19 protein-coding genes and 2 pseudogenes are annotated in these 20,875 nt (G+C 66.2%); 11 read left to right on the plus strand and 10 right to left on the minus strand.

Features of this window, described 5'->3' with window-relative positions:
- The first annotated feature begins 79 nt into the window (after window positions 1-79).
- The gene (prrA, locus tag G6N36_RS17115; protein ID WP_163737715.1) at window positions 80-790 is read left to right on the plus strand and encodes a two-component system response regulator PrrA; all 711 of its coding nucleotides are present in this window, start codon (window positions 80-82) and stop codon (window positions 788-790) included.
- 4 nt (window positions 791-794) lie between these two features.
- Window positions 795-2,135, plus strand: coding sequence for a sensor histidine kinase (locus tag G6N36_RS17120; RefSeq protein ID WP_163687945.1), 1,341 nt, complete (start codon window positions 795-797; stop codon window positions 2,133-2,135).
- A gap of 20 nt (window positions 2,136-2,155) precedes the next feature.
- Here G6N36_RS17120 and G6N36_RS17125 read toward each other — a convergent pair whose 3' ends face one another.
- The gene (locus tag G6N36_RS17125; protein ID WP_179964803.1) at window positions 2,156-2,539 is read right to left on the minus strand and encodes an FKBP-type peptidyl-prolyl cis-trans isomerase; all 384 of its coding nucleotides are present in this window, start codon (window positions 2,537-2,539) and stop codon (window positions 2,156-2,158) included.
- 22 nt (window positions 2,540-2,561) lie between these two features.
- Here G6N36_RS17125 and G6N36_RS17130 point away from each other — a divergent pair, with 22 nt between their 5' ends.
- Together G6N36_RS17130 and G6N36_RS17135 are read left to right on the plus strand one after the other, a co-directional pair.
- Window positions 2,562-2,810, plus strand: a complete 249-nt coding sequence (locus tag G6N36_RS17130) for a DUF2630 family protein (RefSeq protein ID WP_099038641.1) — start codon at window positions 2,562-2,564, stop codon at window positions 2,808-2,810.
- Complete coding sequence (locus tag G6N36_RS17135; RefSeq protein ID WP_163690730.1) at window positions 2,807-4,369, plus strand: phytoene desaturase family protein; 1,563 nt, start codon at window positions 2,807-2,809, stop codon at window positions 4,367-4,369. Before G6N36_RS17130 ends, G6N36_RS17135 begins: the two co-directional genes overlap by 4 nt.
- Window positions 4,370-4,379: 10 nt before the next feature.
- Here G6N36_RS17135 and G6N36_RS17140 read toward each other — a convergent pair whose 3' ends face one another.
- Both G6N36_RS17140 and G6N36_RS17145 read right to left on the minus strand, forming a co-directional pair.
- Window positions 4,380-4,808: a MarR family winged helix-turn-helix transcriptional regulator gene (locus G6N36_RS17140; RefSeq protein WP_163687950.1), complete on the minus strand. Its 429-nt coding sequence runs from the start codon at window positions 4,806-4,808 to the stop codon at window positions 4,380-4,382.
- A complete protein-coding gene (locus tag G6N36_RS17145; RefSeq protein WP_163687952.1) occupies window positions 4,798-6,258 on the minus strand; it encodes an MFS transporter in 1,461 nt (486 codons plus the stop codon). The genes G6N36_RS17140 and G6N36_RS17145 overlap by 11 nt, the downstream gene beginning before the upstream one ends.
- A gap of 339 nt (window positions 6,259-6,597) precedes the next feature.
- Here G6N36_RS17145 and G6N36_RS17150 point away from each other — a divergent pair.
- A pseudogene (locus G6N36_RS17150) lies at window positions 6,598-7,688 on the plus strand (IS30 family transposase).
- A gap of 55 nt (window positions 7,689-7,743) precedes the next feature.
- On the opposite strand, the gene G6N36_RS17155 reads toward G6N36_RS17150, so the two are convergent.
- The 3 genes from G6N36_RS17155 to pdxH all read right to left on the minus strand — a co-directional run bounded on the left by G6N36_RS17155 (window position 7,744) and on the right by pdxH (window position 10,589).
- The gene (locus G6N36_RS17155) at window positions 7,744-9,039 is read right to left on the minus strand and encodes a citrate synthase (protein WP_083127825.1); all 1,296 of its coding nucleotides are present in this window, start codon (window positions 9,037-9,039) and stop codon (window positions 7,744-7,746) included.
- Window positions 9,040-9,144: 105 nt separating this feature from the next.
- A complete protein-coding gene (locus G6N36_RS17160; RefSeq protein WP_163687954.1) occupies window positions 9,145-9,795 on the minus strand; it encodes a TetR family transcriptional regulator in 651 nt (216 codons plus the stop codon).
- 134 nt (window positions 9,796-9,929) lie between these two features.
- Window positions 9,930-10,589, minus strand: a complete 660-nt coding sequence (gene pdxH / locus G6N36_RS17165) for a pyridoxamine 5'-phosphate oxidase (RefSeq protein WP_276067872.1) — start codon at window positions 10,587-10,589, stop codon at window positions 9,930-9,932.
- Window positions 10,590-10,715: 126 nt separating this feature from the next.
- On the opposite strand from pdxH, the gene G6N36_RS17170 reads away from it, so the two are divergent.
- The 3 genes from G6N36_RS17170 (at window position 10,716) to G6N36_RS17180 (ending at window position 13,373) form a co-directional block, all read left to right on the plus strand.
- Window positions 10,716-11,834, plus strand: a complete 1,119-nt coding sequence (locus G6N36_RS17170) for a citrate synthase 2 (protein ID WP_107529057.1) — start codon at window positions 10,716-10,718, stop codon at window positions 11,832-11,834.
- Window positions 11,835-11,836: 2 nt separating this feature from the next.
- Window positions 11,837-12,442 carry a maleylpyruvate isomerase family mycothiol-dependent enzyme gene (locus G6N36_RS17175; protein ID WP_372512349.1) on the plus strand — a complete coding sequence of 202 codons (606 nt, stop codon included), beginning with the start codon at window positions 11,837-11,839 and terminating at the stop codon, window positions 12,440-12,442.
- A gap of 85 nt (window positions 12,443-12,527) precedes the next feature.
- Window positions 12,528-13,373 carry a glycoside hydrolase family 16 protein gene (locus G6N36_RS17180; RefSeq protein ID WP_163690731.1) on the plus strand — a complete coding sequence of 282 codons (846 nt, stop codon included), beginning with the start codon at window positions 12,528-12,530 and terminating at the stop codon, window positions 13,371-13,373.
- 1 nt (window position 13,374) lies between these two features.
- Here the strand turns inward: G6N36_RS17180 and G6N36_RS17185 are convergent, their stop codons facing one another.
- Entirely contained in the window at window positions 13,375-14,907 is a 1,533-nt protein-coding gene (locus tag G6N36_RS17185) for a glycosyltransferase family 39 protein (RefSeq protein ID WP_372512348.1), read from the minus strand.
- A gap of 129 nt (window positions 14,908-15,036) precedes the next feature.
- Here G6N36_RS17185 and G6N36_RS17190 point away from each other — a divergent pair, with 129 nt between their 5' ends.
- Entirely contained in the window at window positions 15,037-15,489 is a 453-nt protein-coding gene (locus tag G6N36_RS17190; RefSeq protein WP_163687964.1) for a VOC family protein, read from the plus strand.
- Window positions 15,490-15,494: 5 nt separating this feature from the next.
- On the opposite strand, the pseudogene G6N36_RS17195 reads toward G6N36_RS17190, so the two are convergent.
- Both G6N36_RS17195 and G6N36_RS17200 read right to left on the minus strand, forming a co-directional pair.
- Window positions 15,495-17,173, minus strand: a pseudogene (locus tag G6N36_RS17195) (FAD-dependent oxidoreductase).
- Between the two features lie 7 nt (window positions 17,174-17,180).
- Entirely contained in the window at window positions 17,181-18,209 is a 1,029-nt protein-coding gene (locus G6N36_RS17200; protein WP_163687967.1) for an AurF N-oxygenase family protein, read from the minus strand.
- Between the two features lie 133 nt (window positions 18,210-18,342).
- Between G6N36_RS17200 and map the strand changes: the two genes are divergently transcribed.
- The gene (gene map / locus G6N36_RS17205; protein WP_163687969.1) at window positions 18,343-19,107 is read left to right on the plus strand and encodes a type I methionyl aminopeptidase; all 765 of its coding nucleotides are present in this window, start codon (window positions 18,343-18,345) and stop codon (window positions 19,105-19,107) included.
- A 6-nt stretch (window positions 19,108-19,113) separates the two neighbouring features.
- On the opposite strand, the gene G6N36_RS17210 is transcribed toward map, so the two are convergent.
- The gene (locus tag G6N36_RS17210) at window positions 19,114-19,575 is read right to left on the minus strand and encodes a CAP domain-containing protein (RefSeq protein ID WP_163687973.1); all 462 of its coding nucleotides are present in this window, start codon (window positions 19,573-19,575) and stop codon (window positions 19,114-19,116) included.
- 174 nt (window positions 19,576-19,749) lie between these two features.
- Here G6N36_RS17210 and serC point away from each other — a divergent pair, with 174 nt between their 5' ends.
- The gene (gene serC, locus G6N36_RS17215) at window positions 19,750-20,862 is read left to right on the plus strand and encodes a phosphoserine transaminase (RefSeq protein ID WP_163687977.1); all 1,113 of its coding nucleotides are present in this window, start codon (window positions 19,750-19,752) and stop codon (window positions 20,860-20,862) included.
- Window positions 20,863-20,875 lie beyond the last annotated feature (13 nt).

Consider the following 20,875-nt stretch of genomic DNA (forward strand, 5'->3'; position numbering starts at 1 on the left):
CGGCGGTGACAAGACCGTGGCTGCGGTGAGACCGCCGGACGTACGCGCCTGACACATCCCGAGGGTGCCATCAGGCAAGATTGTGGCCATGGACAGTGGAGCAGCCTCCCCACGGGTGCTCGTGGTCGACGACGACCCCGACGTGCTCGCCTCACTCGAGCGCGGACTGCGGCTCTCCGGTTTCGATGTGTCCACCGCGATCGACGGCGCCGAAGCGCTGCGCAGTGCGACGGAGACCCGCCCGGACGCGATCGTGCTCGACATCAACATGCCCGTCCTCGACGGCGTCAGCGTGGTGACCGCGCTGCGTGCGATGGACAACGACGTGCCCGTGTGTGTCCTGTCGGCGCGCAGTTCGGTCGACGACCGGGTCGCCGGTCTAGAAGCCGGCGCCGACGACTATCTCGTCAAACCGTTCGTGCTCCAGGAACTGGTGGCCCGGGTCAAGGCGCTGCTGCGCCGCCGCGGTTCCACAGCGACGTTCTCGTCCGAGACCATCCAGGTCGGCCCTCTGGAGGTCGACATCCCCGGCCGTCGCGCCCGCGTCAACGGCGTCGACGTCGACCTCACCAAGCGCGAGTTCGATCTGCTCGCCGTGCTGGCCGAGCACAAGACCGCGGTGCTGTCACGGGCTCAACTGCTCGAGCTGGTGTGGGGATACGACTTCGCCGCCGACACCAACGTCGTCGACGTCTTCATCGGATATCTGCGCCGCAAGCTCGAGGCAGGTGGCGCACCCCGGCTGCTGCACACCGTGCGTGGAGTGGGCTTCGTCCTGCGCACGCAGTAGTCCGATGAGCATTCTGACGCGCGTCTTCCGGCGGACCCCCTCACTTCGACAGCGGGTGGCGTTCACCAGCGCCATCGCCGGCGCGATCGTCGTCGTCATCGCGGGCACCGTGGTCTGGTTCGGCATCACCGACGCGTGGAACGAGCGGCTGGACCGCAGGCTCGACGAGGCGGCCGGCTTCGCGATCCCGTTCGTTCCCCGCGGGCTCGACGAGATCCCGAAGTCGCCGAACGATCAGGACGCCATCATCACCGTCCGCAAGGACGGTCAGGTCACGTCGAACTCCGACATCGTCCTGCCGGAGATGGAGCCGGGCTACGCCGACACGTACATCGACGGCGTGCGCTACCGCGTCCGCACCGTCGACATCCGCCTGCCCGAACCGATGTCGGTGGCCGTCGGGGCGACGTACGAAGGAACCATCGCCGACATCAACAACCTGCATCGCCGGGTGATCATCATCTGCACCCTGGCGATCGGCGCCGCAACCGTGGGCGGGTGGGTGCTCGCCGCGTTCGCCGTGCGCCCGTTCAAACGCCTTGCCCAGCAGACCCGGCAGATCGACGCGGGCGACGAGGATCCCGACATCGACGTCGCCGGTGCCACCGAGGCCGTCGAGATCGCCGAGGCGGTGCAGGGACTGGTCGAACGTGTGTGGAACGAACAGGACAAGACCAAGGCGGCGTTGACGTCGGCCCGCGACTTCGCGTCGGTGTCCGCGCACGAACTCCGGACGCCGCTGACCGCGATGCGGACCAACCTCGAGGTGCTGGCCACGTTGGATCTGCCCGAGGAACAACGCAAGGAAGTCGTCAACGACGTCATCCGCACGCAGTCGCGCATCGAGGCCACGCTCGGGGCACTGGAGCGGCTGGCCCAGGGTGAGCTGTCGACGGCCGACGACCACGTGCCCGTCGACATCACCGAGCTGCTGGACCGCGCCGCCCACGACGCCATGCGGGTGTACCCGGAGCTGGACGTGTCGCTGGTGCCCGCGCCGACCGTGATCATCGTCGGGCTGCCTGCCGGGTTGCGGCTGGCGGTGGACAATGCGATCGCCAACGCCATCAAGCACGGGGGCGCGTCCCGGGTGCAGCTGTCGGCGGTCAGTTCGCGCGCCGGCGTGGAGATCGCGATCGACGACGACGGCGTCGGCGTCCCCGAAGAGGAACGCAAGCTGGTGTTCGACCGGTTCTCGCGCGGTTCGACAGCGTCGCACTCGGGGTCGGGGCTGGGGCTGGCGCTGGTTGCGCAGCAGGCCGAATTGCACGGCGGCACAGCCGCTCTGGAGGAGAGTCCGCTCGGCGGCGCCCGGCTGTTGCTGAGGCTGCCCGGCCCGAGCTAGTTGAGTCTCCTGGGAGAAAGTTACCTAGTGCCCAGTAGGTCGATAACAAAAATCAGAGTCTTGCCGGACAGCCGGTGCCCGCCGCCTGCGGGTCCGTAGGCCTGCTCCGGCGGGATGACGAGCTGGCGCCTGCCGCCGACCTTCATGCCGGGGATGCCGTCTTGCCAGCCCTGGATCAGGCCACGCAGCGGGAATTCGATCGACTCGTTTCGCGCCCACGAACTGTCGAACTCCTCGCCGGTGTCGAACTCGACGCCAACGTAGTGCACCTCGACGTTGCCACCGGGCACCGCCTCGGCACCGTCGCCGACGACCAGATCCTTGATGACCAGTTCGGTTGGAGGGGGGCCGTCGATGAACTCGATCTCGGGCTTCTGTCCTGAATTGGAAGTCACCGTATTCACCGTAGTCGGGCACACTGAAGCAATGGCGAAGGACCAAGACATTCTCGATCAGGTGAACCAGCTCGTTGCCGAGGAGAAGGAGCTGCGCGCGCAGCTGCAGCACCGCGAGATCGACGAGTCCGAGGAGCATCAACGTCTACGCGCCCTGGAGGTGCAGTTGGACCAGTGCTGGGACCTGCTGCGCCAGCGCCGCGCGCTTCGTGAGACCGGCGGCGATCCGGGGGCTGCGAGCGTCCGTCCGCCCGACGAGGTCGAGGGTTACCTCAACTGAACTCCGACACCGGAGCCGCCAGGCCGGCGACATCCGACGTCGTCGTCATCGGCGGCGGGCACAACGGGCTGGTGGCTGCCGCCTACCTCGCCCGAGCCGGTCGACGGGTACAGGTGCTGGAGCGGCTGGACCACGTCGGCGGCGCGGCGGTGTCCGCGCACGCCTTCGAGGGTGTGGACGCGCGGCTGTCGCGCTACTCGTATCTGGTGAGCCTGCTACCGCGGCGCATCGTCGAGGACCTGGGCGCTCGGGTTCGGCTGGTGCGCCGCCGCTATTCGTCGTACACACCCGATCCGGAAGCGGGCGGCCGGACCGGGCTGTTGATCGGGCCGCCCTCGACCTTCGACTCCGTGGGCGCGGCGTCGGACGAGGCCGGCTTCGAGGCGTTCTACCAACGCTGCCGCGCGCTGACGTCGCGCATGTGGCCGACGCTGCTGCGGCCGCTGAGCACCCGCGACGAAGCGCGCAGGCACGTCGGCGACGACGTCACCTGGCACCTGATGGTGGACGAGCCGATCGGACAGGCCATCACCGCCGCCGTGTCGAACGACCTCGTGCGCGGTGTGATGGCCACCGATGCGCTGATCGGCACGTTCGCCCGCCTCAACGATCCCGCGCTGACCCAGAACATCTGCTTCCTGTACCACCTGCTCGGCGGTGGCACCGGCGACTGGGACGTCCCGATCGGCGGTATGGGCGCGGTCAGCGGTGCACTGGCTGCCGCAGCCACCGGATACGGCGCCGAAATCATCTGTGATGCCGAGGTTTACGCGATCACCGCCGACGGGGAGGTGCGTTACCGTCGGGAGGGCCGCGACCACCGCGTCCACGCGGGACACATCCTTTCGAACGTCACGCCGACGGTGCTCGCGACGCTGCTGGGCGAACCCGCACCCGTGCAGGCACCGGGCGCGCAGGTGAAGGTCAACCTGATGCTGCAGAGACTGCCGCGGTTGCACGACCAAACCGTCTCGCCGGAACAGGCTTTCGGCGGGACATTCCACATCAACGAGACCTACCGCCAACTCGACACGGCCTACACGCGTGCGGATCACGGCGTCGTACCCGACCCGCTACCGTGCGAGATCTACTGTCACTCACTGACCGATCCGACGATCCTGTCCGACAGCCTTCGCGCCTCCGGCGCGCAGACATTGACGGTCTTCGGCCTGCACACCCCGCATACGCTGGTTTCCGCCGGCGACCCCGACCGAATGCGGGATACCTTGACCTCGGCAGTGCTCAACTCGCTGAACTCCGTTCTGGCCGAACCCATTCAAGATGTGCTGATGCAGGATTCCGCCGGACGGCTGTGCATCGAAGCGAAGACGACAGCCGACCTGGAGCACTCGCTCGGCATGACGGCGGGCAACATCTTCCACGGCGCGCTGTCGTGGCCGTTCGTCGAGAACGACGAGCCGCTGGACACCCCGGCGCGGCGCTGGGGTGTGGCGACCGCGCATGACCGGATTCTGTTGTGCGGCTCGGGATCACGCCGTGGTGGCGCGGTTTCGGGGATCGGCGGCCACAATGCCGCGATGGCCGTTCTGGAAATGTGATTTCGGCGCGCTAACGATCGCTGAGCGATTGTATGCGCACCAAAATCGATTGAAGCCGCTTGAGATCGGCGTCGTCGAGGGACGTCAGCGCCTCGGGTGCCGGGTCCTCGGTCGCGTCGATCATGCGAACCATCGCCTGGCCGTCTTCGGTGAGCGACACGATCTTGCAGCGTCGGTTCGCCGGATCGATCTCGCGCGCCACCAGCCCGCGACCCTCGAGGTCGTTGACCGCCACGGTCGCCGCAGGCGCGTCGATGGTTGCCGCATGCGCCAACTCCTTCACAGACATCGATCGACGGCTCAGTCGCTTGAGAATGCGAATCCTGCTGAACGGCAAGCCTGATCGCTCGACCACCGCCCGCTTCCACGAGTCGCGGTTGTCGATCACCACCGCGGCCATGGTGCGCCAGACCTCGTCGGCCAACGGGTTATCGGACATTGGCGACCTCCACTCGTGCGTCAGTTCCCGCGATCAGCGGTGCGAGTCGCTCGGCCGAACGCAGTGCGCGGGGCGAGGTCGAGTACACGCCGAGCGCGACGATCGTCACCCCGAGCAGCGCGCAGATGACCCACAGCGGTCGCGCAGCGACGGCGAAGTCCGCTCCCGCCGTCGCCAGCGCCGCCCCGGCGATCGAACCGCACACCGCCACACCGAGACTGACGCCCACCTGGCGGCTGGTGCTCGCGACGGCCGATGCCGCGCCGGCCCGGTCGGTCGGCATGCCGCTGACGGCAGCATTCGTGATCGGGGCGTTCACCATCGAGAAGCCGATGCCGAACACTGCGAAGATCATCAGTAGCTGCCACACCGGCGTCGTCGCGCTCAACGAGGTGAGCAGCACCGTCGACGCGGTGATCAGCACACCCGCGATGACGATCGACGGCCGGCTCCCCCATCGTCCGACCATCCGGCCCGACAGCGGTGAGAACACCAGCGCGCCAATGGCTACCGGCAGATAGATCAACCCGGTCTCCATGGCCGAGAATCCGCGCTCTTCCTGCAGGTAAAGCGACATCATGAACAGGAAGGCACCCCACGCCGCGAACGCGCACACCGCGATCACGGTCGCGGACGCGAACGGGATGCTGCGGAAGAAGCGGAGATCGATGAAGGGGTCGTGGCGTCGGGACTCGAAAAGGAGGAAGGCGACCAGGGCGATAGCCGCGACGACGGCCACGACGATGGTGCGGGCGTCACCCCAGCCGAAGTTCGGGCCTTCGATGAGGACGAAAACGGTGCCGAACAGGAAGGCCATGCCGAGGCCCTGACCGATCGGGTCGACGTCGCGCATGGTGGTCGACTTGGATTCCGGCACGAAGATCGCGGTGAGCAGGATCGCGAGCGCGCAGATCGGCAGGTTGATCCAGAACACCGAACGCCAGTTCACGAACTCGATGAGCGCCCCGCCGACGATCGGGCCCAACGCCATCGAGATGCCGACGACACCACCCCACACGCCGATGGCGCGGGCGCGCTCGACCCGGCCGGTGAACACCTGCGTGATGATCGACATGGCGACCGGGTTCATCATCGAACCGCCTACGGCTTGTACGAATCGCGCGGCGATCAGCGTCTCGATGTTGGGCGCGAGGCTGCACAGCAGGGAGCCGATCGCGAACACCGTCAGCCCGATCTGGAAGGTGCGCCGACGGCCGAACCGGTCCGCCGCCGCGCCCGCCAGCAACAGCAGCGACGCCAGCACCAGCGTGTAGATGTCGATGACCCACTGCAGCTGCGAGGCCGTGGCGCCGAGATCCTTGCGGATGTTCGGAATGGCGACGTTGACGATCGTCGCGTCCATCGACACGATCAGCAGGCTCAGGCAGCAGGACACCAAGATGATGGCCTTGCGCCTGGGGCTCAATGAGCGGACGACACTTTCATTCACACAACTATTGTGAAACTACAACTGTTGCGATGGCAAGCCCCGCCGCGAGTGAGATGCGTTACGACGCCGAGTGTGGAGTTATGACACGCTCGGGCCGGCTTGGGGTCTAGGGGTCGATGCAACAGTCTCTGATTCGTGTGGAGGCGTGTTGCGTTGTCTGTTTTGACTTTGAGCTCTGTTGTTCGTCAGTTCTGGAGGCATGTCAGTGATGGCCATACTGTCGAGGAGGCAAGCTGGGCTGTCGGCGTGTCGAGGCGCACGGGATTTCGCTGGTTCCGCGACGCTGGCGGGGTGAAACCACGATCGGTAGTGCCCAGCTCATCGGGCCTGAAGCCGCGGATGACGCTGCAGGATCGGATTCAGATCGAAATCGGCGTGGCGACCAATGAGTCGCTGCGTGCGATTGGTAGCCGGCTGTTACCTCCTCGGCCGGCGTCGACAATCAAACGCGAAATCGACAACAACGGCCGACACACCGTCGATCACCCGGACCGCAACTCAGGGTATCGGCGAAAGCATGCCTTCGGGGCACGCCAGAGTACCGCAGCGCCGCGGGGGGCTACTGCGCGCTGACGGCGCAGGCATACTCTGATCGGCGGGCGCGTCGCCCGAAAGCGGGCAAGCTGGCTGTTAGCGAGAAGCTGCACGATGAAGTGCAGGCCCGGCTGCTCGACGAGCACAGTCCCAAGCAGATCGCCAAGCGGTTGGTGCTGGATTTTCCCGACGATGTGGAGATGCGGGTGTCGCACGAAACCATCTACACCTCGATTTATGTCCAGGGCAAAGGCAGTCTGCGTCGCGAACTGCATACCTGTCTGCGCACCGGGCGAGCGTTGCGTAAGCCCCAGCGCCGCCCCGATGAACGCCGTGGTCGCATCCGCGACATGGTCAACATCAGTGAGCGTCCACCCGAGGCTGAAGACCGCGCGGTGCCCGGGCATTGGGAGGGCGATCTGATCCTGGGCAGTACTGCCTCGGGTTCAGCGATTGGCACCGTGGTCGAACGGATGACCCGGTTTGTGATGTTGCTGCATCTGCCCGACGATCACACCGCGGTGGCCGTGCAGGAAGCGATCGTGGCGAAAATGGCGCAACTGCCGTTGATCCTGCGCAAAACACTGACCTGGGATCAGGGCAGCGAGATGGCCAACCATGCGGCGATCGCCCAAGCCGCCGAGCTCAATATTTACTTCTGCGATCCGCACTCCCCGTGGCAGCGCGGCACCAATGAGAACACCAACGGCCTACTGCGCCAATACTTTGCCAAAGGCACCGACCTATCGGTCTTTCCGGCCGATTACCTCGACTACGTCGCGACCAAACTCAACCGCCGGCCCCGCGAAACCTTGAGCTGGAAAACACCCGCCGAAGCCCTCGACGAACTACTGTCCAACCCGTCCAAACCACCCGCTGTTGCATCTACCGCTTGAAACCGCCCGGTCGAAGCGTGCGGGTAACCCACGTTCGGCGGATGCGGGGGTGTGCTTACCGGGAGCCGGTGTCGACGTAGTCGCGCTCGGTGTACCCGGTGTAGATCTGGCGCGGACGGCCGATCTTGCCGCCACCCTCGTCGTGCATCTCCCGCCAGTGCGCGATCCACCCGGGCAGCCGACCCAGGGCGAACAGCACGGTGAACATGCGGGTCGGGAAGCCCATCGCCCGGTAGATCACGCCTGTGTAGAAGTCGACATTCGGGTACAGCTTGCGCTCGATGAAGAAGTCGTCGGTGAGCGCGACCTCTTCGAGCTCCTTGGCGATGTCCAGCAGCTCGTCGTCGCCACCGAGCTTGCCCAGGATCTTGTCGGCCTGCTCCTTGACGATGCGCGCCCGCGGGTCGTAGTTCTTGTAGACCCGGTGGCCGAAGCCCATCAGCTTGACGCCGTCTTCCTTGTTCTTGACCTTCTTGACGAAGGTCTGCACATCGTTTTCGCCGACGCGGATCTTCTCCAACATCTCGAGCACCGCCTGGTTGGCACCGCCGTGCAGCGGACCCCAGAGCGCGTTGATGCCGCCGGAGATCGAGGTGAACAGGTTGGCCTGCGAGCTGCCGACCAGGCGCACCGTCGACGTCGAGCAGTTCTGCTCGTGGTCGGCGTGCAGGATGAAGAGCATGTCGAGAGCGCGGACCAGTTCCGGGTCGACCTCGTAGGGCTCGGCCGGCAGACCGAACGTCATCCGCAGGAAGTTCTCGACGAGGCTCATCGAGTTGTCCGGGTAGAGGAACGGCTGGCCGACCGACTTCTTGTACGCGTACGCCGCGATCGTCGGCATCTTGGCCAGCAACCGGATCGTCGACAGTTCGACCTGCTCGTCGTCGAACGGATCCAGCGAGTCCTGGTAGTAAGCGCTTAGCGCATTCGCCGCGCTGGACAGCACCGGCATCGGGTGTGCGTTTCGCGGGAAGCCGTCGAAGAACCGCTTGAGGTCCTCGTGCAGCAGGGTGTGTCGCTGAATCTGGGTGGTGAAGGCCTCGAGCTGATCCGGGGTCGGCAGCTCGCCGTAGATCAGTAGGTAGCTGACTTCGATGAAGTTCGACTTCTCCGCCAGCTGCTCGATGGGATAGCCGCGGTAGCGCAGGATGCCGGCGTCGCCGTCGATATAGGTGATGGCGCTCTTCGTCGACGCGGTGTTGACGAAACCGTCGTCGTACGTGGTGTAGCCGGTCTTGGCCAGCAGCGAACCCAGGGCTATGCCGTCGGAGCCCTCGGTGGCCTTGACGACGTCCAATTCAAGCTCGCCACCGGGGTAGTTGAGCGTGGCATGCTCGTCTTTTTCGGCCACGGGGATCCCTTCTACGTTGCAAGGAATATCGAGAACATGTCGTGTCTGTCCCTCAAAAGGTAGTCCCATTCCAACGATCCCGCCCGAGGGGGGCCCGCCAGACGGTCAGACCGGCTGCCGATTGCCCGTCATGAGCCTGGTGAACTCGGCGAATGTGTCTTCCAGATAGGCGGCCACGTCGTCGATCGTCAGCTGGGTCCCGTCTCGGCCGCCTGCGGCCAGACCGGTCAGCGCGGTCATGAGCATCGAACCCCACACCGCGGAGACCAGCCGTGGCGCGCGATCGCCGATGCCCAGTCCCATCCGCCTGGCGAGTTCCGCGTCGATGGCGTTTCCGCGGTACTCCAGTGCGGACTGCCGCAAGGCCGACGACGACAAGATGATCCGCACGATGCACATCACCCGGTCCGCCGACAGCTCGCCGGCCGGTGCGATCTTCGCCGCAGTGGCCATCGCGAGATAGGCGTTCAGCAGCGCCTCGAAATGGTTGACGTCGTGCGGTTGGCGGGCCAGTTCGACGGCCGTCTGTTCCAGCACCTCGTCGATGAGGGCCAGCGCGATGGCGTCCTTGGTGGCGAAGTACCGGCTGAAGGTGCGCGGCGAGACGTCGGCCACGGCGGCGATCTGGTCGACGGTGGTGCGATCGAACCCTTGGCGTTCGCACAGGTCGACCGCAGCGTCGATGAGGGTGGCACGGGTGCGTTGCTTCTTGCGTTCCCGCAGCCCGAGGGTTGCCTCCCCGCTGAGATCAGACACGAACTCGGATGCTAGCCAGCCAACGTAAGAGGCCGCTGAGAAAAGTGGCACCCTCCGACAATTGGCCCCCTAGGTCACACTTTGTCATCGGCTGGGATCGCCGGGCACCCGCCACCGGGAATCCGGCCGAGCACCTACGGCTGTAACCGCTCGATGCGGCTGTTGTGCATGGTGATCGGCAGCTCGGCATCGGTGACGACGCGAATCCTGTTGTGCACCCTGTTCTCCCGGCCTTGCCAGAACTCCACCACCTCGGCAGAGATGAGGTACCCGCCCCAATTGGGCGGTACCGGCACCTCGTCGAGATTGGCGAACCGCTGAGTCGCCTCGGCCAACTGTTCCAGTAGCGCGGCCCGCGAGGCGATCGGCGCGGACTGGTGCGACGCCCAGGCGCCCAGCTGCGAACCCCGCGGACGCTTGGACCAGTAGTCCGCGGTCTGTTCGGCGGAAACCTTGGTGACCAGTCCCCGGACGTGGACCTGGCGGCCCAGCAGGTACCAGGGGAACGTCGCCGATGCGTACGGCGTCCGGGCCAGGTCATCACCTTTGGCGGAGTCGTAGTTGGTGAAGAACGTGATGCCGTCGGCGTCGACACCCTTGCAGAGCACTGAGCGGGTGGACGGGCGTCCGCGCGCATCGACGGTGCCCACCACCATCGCGTTGGGCTCGGCCACCCCTGCGCGTTCGGCGTCGGCTAACCACTTGTGCAGCAGCGCAACCCAGCCGTCAGCGAGCCAGTCCGCGTCGAGGTCGCCGCTGCCGTCCTTCTCCACCGAGCCGTACTCGACCCGCATTCTCGCCAGATGATCGTCGTCGCGAGGTGCCACGCGCTCACGCTACGCCTGCGCCGCTTGCCGACCCATTACCGACCGGTAGTAAATGGCGCGGCGGCGGGTGCGAGAATTTTGCCCATGACTACGGTGTCGACGGTTCCTGAGGATTTCGTACCCGGACTCGAGGGCGTGGTCGCCTTCACCACCGAGATCGCCGAACCCGACAAGGATGGCGGCGCGCTGCGCTATCGCGGCGTGGACATCGACGATCTGGTCAGCCAGCACGTCACCTTCGGCGATGTGTGGGCGCTGCTGGTCGACGGCAAGTTCGGCCGTGGCCTGCCGCCCGCCGAACCGTTCCCGCTGCCGATTCACAGCGGCGACGTGCGCGTCGACGTCCAGGCCGGCCTCGCGATGCTCGCCCCGATCTGGGGGTATGCGCCGCTGCTCGACATCGACGAACAAACCGCGCGCGACCAACTGGCCCGCGCGTCAGTGATGGCACTGTCCTACGTCGCGCAGTCCGCACGCGGCATCTATCGACCCGCGGTTCCGCAGCGGGTCGTCGACGAATGTTCCACCGTGACAGCACGATTCATGACCCGCTGGCAGGGTGAGCCCGACCCCAAGCACGTCGAGGCGATCGACGCCTACTGGGTGTCGGCCGCCGAGCACGGCATGAACGCGTCCACGTTTACCGCCCGCGTGATCGCCTCGACCGGTGCCGACGTCGCGGCCGCACTGTCCGGAGCCATCGGCGCGATGAGCGGACCGCTGCACGGCGGTGCGCCGGCCCGCGTGCTGCCGATGATCGAGGAGGTCGAGAAGACCGACGATGCGCGCGCGGTCGTCAAGGGCATCCTCGACCGCAAGGAAAAGCTGATGGGGTTCGGCCACCGCGTCTACCGCGCCGAGGACCCGCGGGCGCGGGTGCTGCGGGCCACCGCCAAGCGGTTGGGGGCGCCCCGCTTCGAGGTGGCGTCCGCGCTGGAGCAGGCCGCGCTCGCCGAGCTACGCGAACGCCGTCCCGACCGCGCGATCGAGACCAACGTCGAATTCTGGGCGGCGGTGATCCTGGACTTCGCCCAGGTACCGACCCAGATGATGCCCGCGATGTTCACCTGCGGTCGCACCGCCGGCTGGTGTGCGCACATCCTCGAGCAGATGCGGCTCGGCAAGCTGGTGCGCCCGGCCGCGATCTACGTCGGCCCGGGCCCGCGCAGCCCGGAGTCCGTCGAGGGTTGGGACCAAGTCGCCCGGTCGTGACAATCGAAACGTATCGTGCGGCGGCGACGAGCTTCGCCGCGCTGGTGCGCGACATTCCGGCCGGCGCGTGGGGCCAACCCGGACTGGGTGACTGGGACGTCCGCGCGCTGGTGGGCCACACGTCGCGCTCGCTGACCACCGTGCTCAGCTACCTGCAAACCGCCGCGGACCGTGAGGACATCGCGACTCCGCACGAGTACTACGTGCGGGTGACACCGTCCGCGCTGGGTATCGATCCCGCCGATGTCGCCGAGCGCGGCAGACAGGCGGGCCGGGATCTCGGCGCGGATCCGGCGGCCGCCGTCGACGCGTTGGTCTCAGAAGTGCTTGACGCGCTCACAGAGATCGACGGCGATCCATTGATCAAGATCATTGGCGGCCTGGGAATTCGACTGCGCACGTACCTGCCGACCCGGGTGTTCGAACTGGCTGTCCACGGGGTCGACATCGCCAGGGCGGTCGACATTTTGTTCCAGGTGCCCGAGGACGTAATCGCCGAGGCCCTCGACGTCGCGACGCGCACGGCCATTGCAACCGGCCGAGGAGAGTCGCTGCTACTGGCGCTGACGGGTCGCTCCGCGTTGCCGCCGTCATTCTCCGTGGTGTGAGCCGGCAAAGATTACATACAACACGAGCGACCCGGAAATGAACCTAAACCTGTGAACTTCCTTCTAGGGTGGGCGGGTGCCTCAGATGGATCGCCGCAACATGATGACGATGATGGCGGGTCTTGGCTTCATGGCAGCCACGATTCCCCTCGCCCAAGCCCAGGCCGGCCCGCTGAATCGGGCGCCGCTGCCGACGCAGCCGCCGACAGCCGACCCGGGAACCTACATCTTCCACGACGAGTTCGACGGGCCGGCCGGATCGGCCCCCGATCCGTCCAAGTGGTTGATCCAAACCTGGCAGGACGAGGTCTTCCCGCCGGTTGAGGGCATCTATCGCGACGACCGCCGCAACATCTTCCAGGACGGAAACTCCAACCTGGTGATGATGGCCACCAACGAGATGGGCACCTACTACGGCGCCAAGTTGCGCGGCATCTGGCGCGGCATGATCAACCAGACGTGGGAAGCGCGGATCAAGCTCGACTGCCTGACCCCCGGCTGCTGGCCGGCGTTCTGGGCCGTCAACGAGGATCCGCTGCCCGACGGTGAGGTCGACGTCTTCGAGTGGTACGGCAACAACCAGTGGCCGCCCGGCACCACGGTGCACGCCGCGTCCAACGGCAAGACCTGGGAGGGCAAGTCGATCCCCGGCATGGTCGACAACGCCTGGCACACGTGGCGAATGCACTGGGGCGAGGACGGTTTCACGTTCTGGCGGGATTACGTCGATGGCGCCGAACCGTACTTCCATGTGCCGCCCAACCCGATTCCCGTGTCGGGCCGGCCCGGTGACCTCCGGTGGCCCTTCAGCATTCCCGGCTACTGGATGCAGCCGATGTTCACCCTCGCGGTCGGTGGGCCCGGTGGCGGCAACCCGGCCGCCGGTGTGTTCCCGGCGACCATGCTCGTCGACTACCTCCGCGTCTGGTAACTCATCGCTCCGCTTTGATGACCTGAATCAGGTTGAACTGCCAGCGCTCCAACAGCCGGTAGCCGGTTTCACGGGTTACGGCGAAGGCCGGGGTGCCGCCGAATAGCGGGCCCGGATCCATCGCCGGATGCTGTTCGTGGGCAGGCCGTTCCGGATCGGCCTGCGTGATGATCCACAGGACGCGGCAGACGTTCAGGGGACCTACCGACGCCTCAGGTATGAGGTTGGTGTCGAAGACGTCGTCGCGCTCGACCGCCGTCTGCCACAGGCTGATGTCGACGACGTTGTCGTAGGCATCGGGCCGAGCCGCGAGCAGGGGGCGCATCGGCGCGGGCATGAAGGTCACGGTGTCGTTCACCAGCAGGCACTCACCCGGCTCGCCCTTGGACTTCGCTTCGATGAGGTCGGCGACCTGGCTGTAGTCCATTCCGTATTTCGCATACGGACTGCGTTGCACCAGAAGGTAATTGGGCGCCGCCGCAGCAGCGAAGACGACCAGCACGACGGCGACTGCCCATGGCCGGACCGCCAACGCGCCGACGCACACCCCCAGTGCGAGTGCCATCGCCGGTGCGGTGAAGCACAGATACCGCGGCGTGTAGATCGGATGGACCAGGGCCGACCACCCGAGGATCAACACGGTAGGGACCACCAGCCACGCGATCGCGACGGCCAACAACTGGCGATCCGGCCCGGAAAGTTCCGCAGATGTGAAGCGCCACAAGATGATCGCTCCGAGGACGACGCAGCAGGAGACGATCAGGAACAACGGGCTTCTCTCGAAGTACTGCTGAACGGCCACGTCTTCGACGGTCCGGCGGCCCACCGGTGAGATCCAGATGATCTGGTGCGCTTGACCGACGGCCAGCCGCACGAACGGCGCCACCGCCAGACATGTGCACACCATGGCGACGGCGAACCGTACGACGACGGTCCGGGCCGGACGATGAAAGCACAGGAAGACGGCGTGTGCCAGGAACATCAGCGCGAGGTAAACGTCGAGCAGAATCGATGCCGTCATGGCCGCCGCGTAGCAGAGCCAGATCCAGTCGTTGTTGCGGCGCACACCGTGCACCAGCAGAACAGTCGACCACGCGGCGGCCAGCATCGTCAGCGCGTACGGCCGCGCCTCGATGCCGGCCCACGTCGCGCGCGGCAGGATCGCGCACAGGACACCGGCGCTCAGTGCGACAGTGCGCGTCGAGAACTGTCTGCCCAGCACCACGACGCCCGCCGCAGCACCGCCGACGGCCAGTGCGCTGGGCACGCGCGACCAGAACTCCGTCGGTCCGAAGATCGTGAACCAGCCGTGCATGAGCACGTAATACAGGCCGTGGACGGCGTCGACGTTGCCCATCATGTGCCACAGCTGACCCAGCGAGCGACTGTACGACGCCGAGATCGTCGCCGCCTCGTCGTACCAGAAGGATGGCCGACCGGCGCCGGCGATGCTGAGCGCGGCGCCGAACACCCCCACGACGAGGGGATCGAGCACCGCGACCCTCGACTTCGTCGCGACTTCCTGGCCGGGCACGCCGCTATGTTGCCAGAAGCACTTGTCGGTGCCCGGTGCTTGCATGGGGACCGGCGCGATGAGTTTGGCTCGCTGGCCGAGTCGTACTCGTTGCCCGCACGGGAAATTCAACTCTCTAGGAGACTGCTCATGGCAATCGACGTCCAGCCCGCCGTATCCCCCCACCTCGTCGTCGACGATGCTGCGGCGGCCATCGACTTCTACGTCAAGGCCTTCGGCGCCGAGGAGTACGGCCGAGTTCCCGGGCCCGACGGCAAGCTCGTTCACGCCGCATTGAACATCAACGGTTCCACGGTCATGCTCAACGACGATTTCCCTGAGATGACCGAGGGCAAGTCGACGACCCCCAAGACGCTCGGCGGCAGCCCGGTGACCATCCATCTGACGGTCACCGATGTCGACACCAAGTTCGCCAAGGCCGTTGACGCGGGAGCGACTGTGGTGCACCCGCTGGAGGACGCGTTCTGGGGTGACCGGTACGGCGTCGTGCGCGATCCGTTCGGCCACCTCTGGTCGATGGGCCAGCCGGTGCGCGAGGTCAGCATGGAGGAGATCGAAGAGGCGATGAAGCAGAGCCAGTAACGGACCTAGCGGCGCAGGCCGGCGAGCACGCGCTCGCGCATCGACGGCGCGGGTGCCTCGGCCGCCGCGGCGAGCATCTCGGCAATCGTCGTGAACTTGTCGCGGGGTCGATGCTCGCCGCCGCGCGCGATCTCCGCGTCGTCGATGGCCTTCCACCCCGCAGCGCCGATCACGTCTGGCCGCCTGCTTCGCACGAGCTTGTCCAGCGCGGCCGGCTTGCCGGCCGGATCCGCGAGCATCCCCGCGTTGTAGTCGGCGACCAGGTTGTGCACCGTCTCGCCGGCGCACGATTTGTTGGTACCGATGAAGCCGGTGGAGCCGCGCTTGATCCAGCCCGCCACATAGCTGCCGCGCACCGCCTCACCCGACGCCGGATCGATGACCCGGCCGCCGTCATTGGGCACCACCGCAGCGTCGTCATCGAACGGAATGTCGCGAATCGCCTTGCCGCGGTAACCGATCGACGTCAACACCAGACCGGCCTCGATGCGGTGGACCTCGTCGGTGCCCGTCACCGCGAACTCGACACCCGTCGCTCGGTGCTCACCGACGATGCGTACCGGCGTCAACTGATAGGCCAGTCGGATCCGCGGTCGCGTCGCCGGTGCCGACGCATCCCCGAGCTTCGACAGGACCTCGAGCTTGTTGCGCGTCAACGGATCTGTGACCGTCGCGAGGTCACTGATGACCCGATCATGATCGGCGCTGTCCAGCACCACATCACACACCGAGGTCAGCCCGATCAGTTCCGGAAGCGTGAAGGCCGAGTGCACCGGACCCCGGCGGGCGGCGACTACGACCTCGTTGACCTTCGAACCCCTCAACGCGGCCAGCGCGTGGTCGGAGATGTCCGTGCGCGCCAGCACATCGGGGTCGGTGGTCAGAATGCGGGCGACGTCGAACGCCACGTTGCCGTTGCCGACGACGACCACCCGCTCGTGGTTCAAATCGACTGGTAAATCGGTGAATTCAGGGTGGCCGTTGATCCACGCAACCATCTCGGTCGCGGTCCCCGTGCCGGGCAGTCCCATGCCGGCGATGTCGAGGCGGCGATCGTTCGGCGCACCGACGGCGTAGAGCACCGCGTGATGGTGAGCCAGCAGATCGGCGTGCGTGACATCCGATCCCACGTCGACGTTCAGATAGAACGTGAAGCCGGGCAGCTTCGTCACCTTGTCGAAGAGCGACGTCACCCGTTTGGTGCTCTGATGGTCGGGGGCCACCCCGGCACCACGAGCCCGTACGGGGTCGGCAGCCGCTCGAAGACGTTGACCCGCACACCGCGCTGCGTCAGCAGTTCGTCGGCGGCGTACATGGCCGCCGGTCCCGAGCCGACGATCGCGACCGTCAACGGTCCACCGGAGCGTGGCCGGACCAACGGCGCCTCGAGCACCGGCGCCAGCTTGGACGTCGGCGGCAGCTTGCCCTCGGGTTTGGGATAGAACGACGCGTTCAACTCGATGAACGGCAGCTGCTCGGGTTCGAGCCGGGTGTCGGGTGCGATCGCTCCGACCGGGCACGCCGAGACACACGCGCCGCAATCGACGCACGCGACCGGGTCGATGTAGAGCATCTCGGCGGTGGCGAAGCCCGGCTCGTCCGGTGACGGGTGGATGCAGTTCACCGGACAGGCGTAGACACAGGACCCGTCGCTGCAACACGACTGGGTTATCACATGAGGCATGGGTGTCCTACGCAGCCGACACCAGATGCTGGCGGGCAGGCTCGCTCCGATACCGGCTCGGCCGGCCGCTGATCCGACACATCCGCCAGATCAGTTTCGCGAGCGGGTTTATCAGCCCGGTGTCGTGGGCAAGCATCCGGACGTCGCCGAACATGTCGCGCAGCATCTGCCGCGACTCGGGTGACTTGAAGAAGATCTCCTTGCGAACTGACCGCGGGATATTGAATTCCTTCCAGAACGCCCGCGGCGGCACGATGATCGCCGAGCACAGCACGCGCATCACGACCGGAACATAGAGCGACAACCAGAACCGCTTCCGCCGCGGCAGGTCAGGAACTCGCTTGCGCAGGTATTCGTGCGCGAACGAGATGTGCCGCGCTTCTTCGGCCACGTGGATGGCCATCACGCGCTCCATGATCGGATGCAGCGTCTTGCCCTCGCGCAGCACGTTTTTCTGGGTGTGGTCGATGGGCTCCTCGCCGGCCAGAATGCCGAACCAGAAGGGGATCGGCAGCGGCCCCGCGACGAGCGGGATGACCGGCTGAATCCATTTCAGCAAGCGCGGCATACCGGGCACATCGGCACCGATGCGGTTGACCATCTCCTGGAACATCATCGTGTGGTTGCACTCTTCGACCGCCTCATGCAGGCAGTACCGGTACTCCGGCGAGCCGTTGGGCGTCCAGAAGGCGTACTCCATGAGCCCGCGGATCAGAATGGACTCGAAGTGCAGACCGACCTTCGCGACGTTGGCCTGCCGCCACATGCCGATCTCGATCTGGCGCTCTTTTGGCTGCGACTGATACCAGGGGTGCTTCCCTATCGGGTCGGTCGCCGGCAGGATCCAGCGCTCGTCATCCTCGACGACCTTGAACTCCGGCGAGTCCCAGTCGATGTCGGTGTACGGATTGAAGTTGCGTCGCACCGACCCCTCGGACAATGTGGTGAGCATGTCGACGTATGCGGTGTCATCGGTGACATCCATATTGCGCCGCCAGCGCCGGACCGTGCGTGTTCGGGCTTCCTTGACTGCCATTCGACACCTCCTCGGTGAGGTCTACGAGCCTTGATTGTCAAACACGGTACCGCAGGTATCGCATACCGTGAATACCCCTTTCCGGCATGTGGCACACCGGGCCCGGAACCTACTTTTGTGACGGAGGCCACACATGGTTGAGCTGAAGACCCGAGACGAAATCGAGTTGATGGCCGACGCGGGCGCCGTCGTCGCCGAGGCGCTGAGCGCGGTCATCGAGCGGGCGAAGCCGGGGATGACCGCCTTGGACCTGGACCGCATCGCCGCTGAGGTCTTGACGCGGCACGGCGCGTCGTCACCGTTCCTGAACTACCACCCGCGGTGGGCGCCGACCCCGTTTCCCGGCGTGCTGTGCGTCAGCGTCAACGACGCCGTTGTGCATGGCATCCCCAATGAGTACGTACTCGCCGACGGCGATCTGGTGTCGGTCGACTTCGGCGCCACCCTGCACGGCTGGACCGGGGATGCGGCGCGCAGCTTCATCGTCGGAACCCCGCGCGACGGGGATGCCGCGCTGATCGAGGCCGCCGACGCGGCGCTCGCGGCGGGCATCGCGGCGGTGCGGCCGGGCAACAGGCTCGGAGACGTCGGCCATGCGATCTCGACGACGGTGCATGAGAGGGGCTTCGGTCTGCTCGCCGACCACGGCGGGCACGGCATCGGCCGCACCATGCACGAGGACCCGGACGTACCCAACGAAGGCCGGCCTGGCAAGGGAATGAAGTTGCGTCCCGGTTTGGTCATCGCGATCGAGCCCATGTTGATCGGCGACGGCACCGACGAATACCGGCACGACCCCGACGGGTGGACGCTCCGAAGTCTGTCGGGCGCCCGGGCCGCCCACAGCGAGCACACCGTTGCCGTCACCCCCGACGGGGCTCGAATCCTGACGAACTAGCGACGGCTACCTCTTCGCGAAGTCGCCAGCCACGGTCAACATGCTGCCGCTTCTGACGGCCGAGAATCCCGCATCGGTCATGCCACAGTCGGTGATGACCGCGCGGTGCCCCGGACTGTTCATCCACCAATTCACCGCGGCAGCAGGTGAACCGCCGGGGCCATTGGCCCAGAACACGATTTCGCCGAGATCCTCGAACGACGTATAGCCGGCGTCCGTGACGCGCTGGACGACAGAGGAGCCGTCCGAACCGGTGTGGGCCTGCACTCCGGACCTGAGCATGTCGTTGGCATGGCGCGCGGCCGACGCCGTCAGCTGCGGATTGGGCGCCACCGGACCACATCCGTTGGCCGCGCGCGTCGCGTTGATCTCGTTGAGCACCGCGCCGCCCTCGTCTCCGGAAGCCTGCGTCGGCGCCGCAGCGGCTATCGCACCCAACGCCATCATCGCCGCTGCACACATCGGCATGAGGGCCGTAACGTTCCCATGACTGATCACGTGCCCCCCAATGGGCTCAGTCCCCGACAGATCACATTATGGATACAAAATGGTTCCATCGTGTGTTCTTTACCCACTTTTCCAACATTTTCTGCTTGACCTCCCCGCCGAAGGCGCGCAGCGGGGGTCACTACTCTTGTCCCCATGGCCGACCTCACGATTCCCGCCGACCTCAAACCTCGCGACGGCCGCTTCGGCTGTGGACCGTCCAAGGTGCGCCCCGAACAACTGCAAGCCCTCGCCGCCGCGGGCGACGTATTCGGGACTTCACACCGGCAGGCGCCTGTCAAGAACCTCGTCGGCCGTGTGCGTGACGGGCTGCGTCAACTCTTCTCGGTACCCGACGGCTACGAGGTCATCCTCGGCAACGGCGGCACCACCGCGTTCTGGGACGCGGCCGCATTCGGATTGATCGACAAGCGCTCACTGCACCTGACCTACGGCGAATTCAGCAGCAAGTTCGCCTCGGCGGTGGCCAAGAATCCGTTCGTCGGCGACCCAGTCGTCGTCAAGGCCGATGCAGGCAGCGCACCCAAACCACAATCGGATCCGTCGGTGGATCTCATCGGTTGGGCGCACAACGAAACATCAACGGGCGTAGCGGTTCCCGTGCAGCGACCAGAAGGCTCGGATGGCGCGTTGATCGCCATCGACGCCACCTCGGCGGCCGGTGGCCTGCCCGTCGACATCGCCGACGCCGACGCCTACTACTTCGCACCGCAGAAGAACTTCGCCAGCGACGGCGGCCTTTGGATCGCGATCCTCTCCCCCGCCGCGCTCGCCCGCGTGGAAGCCATCGCGGCGGCGGACCGCTGGGTGCCCGAGTTCCTGTCGCTCCCGATCGCGATCGAGAACAGCCTCAAGAACCAGACCTACAACACCCCGGCGATCGGCACGCTGATCATGTTCGCCGATCAGCTTGAATGGATGCTGGGCAACGGCGGCCTGGACTGGGCGGTCAAGCGCACCGCCGACTCGTCGCAGCGGCTGTACAGCTGGGCCGAGGCGTCGAAGGTGGCCACGCCGTTCGTCGCCGACCCCGAGCTGCGGTCGCAGGTGGTCGGCACCGTCGATTTCGCCGAGGAGATCGATGCCGCCGCGATCGCGAAGGCACTTCGAGCCAACGGAATCGTCGATACCGAGCCCTACCGCAAACTCGGTCGCAACCAGCTGCGCGTCGGCATGTTCCCGGCCGTCGACCCGGACGACGTGAGCGCGTTGACCGCGTGCATCGATTGGGTCGTCGAACGCCTCTGACCTGCCCGCGTGT

The sequence above is a fragment of the Mycolicibacterium gadium genome, from assembly GCF_010728925.1.
Lineage (GTDB): Bacteria > Actinomycetota > Actinomycetes > Mycobacteriales > Mycobacteriaceae > Mycobacterium > Mycobacterium gadium.

Excerpts from the sequence above, each read along its gene's own strand:
- G6N36_RS17120 (WP_163687945.1), top strand. The coding sequence starts at position 795 with ATGAGCATTCTGACGCGCGTCTTCCGGCGGACCCCCTCACTTCGACAG.
- G6N36_RS17130 (WP_099038641.1), top strand. The coding sequence starts at position 2,562 with ATGGCGAAGGACCAAGACATTCTCGATCAGGTGAACCAGCTCGTTGCC.
- G6N36_RS17140 (WP_163687950.1), bottom strand. The coding sequence starts at position 4,808 with ATGTCCGATAACCCGTTGGCCGACGAGGTCTGGCGCACCATGGCCGCG.
- pdxH (WP_276067872.1), bottom strand. The coding sequence starts at position 10,589 with ATGCGGGTCGAGTACGGCTCGGTGGAGAAGGACGGCAGCGGCGACCTC.
- G6N36_RS17180 (WP_163690731.1), top strand. The coding sequence starts at position 12,528 with ATGGATCGCCGCAACATGATGACGATGATGGCGGGTCTTGGCTTCATG.
- G6N36_RS17190 (WP_163687964.1), top strand. The coding sequence starts at position 15,037 with ATGGCAATCGACGTCCAGCCCGCCGTATCCCCCCACCTCGTCGTCGAC.
- G6N36_RS17200 (WP_163687967.1), bottom strand. The coding sequence starts at position 18,209 with ATGGCAGTCAAGGAAGCCCGAACACGCACGGTCCGGCGCTGGCGGCGC.
- map (WP_163687969.1), top strand. The coding sequence starts at position 18,343 with ATGGTTGAGCTGAAGACCCGAGACGAAATCGAGTTGATGGCCGACGCG.
- G6N36_RS17210 (WP_163687973.1), bottom strand. The coding sequence starts at position 19,575 with ATGCCGATGTGTGCAGCGGCGATGATGGCGTTGGGTGCGATAGCCGCT.
- serC (WP_163687977.1), top strand. The coding sequence starts at position 19,750 with ATGGCCGACCTCACGATTCCCGCCGACCTCAAACCTCGCGACGGCCGC.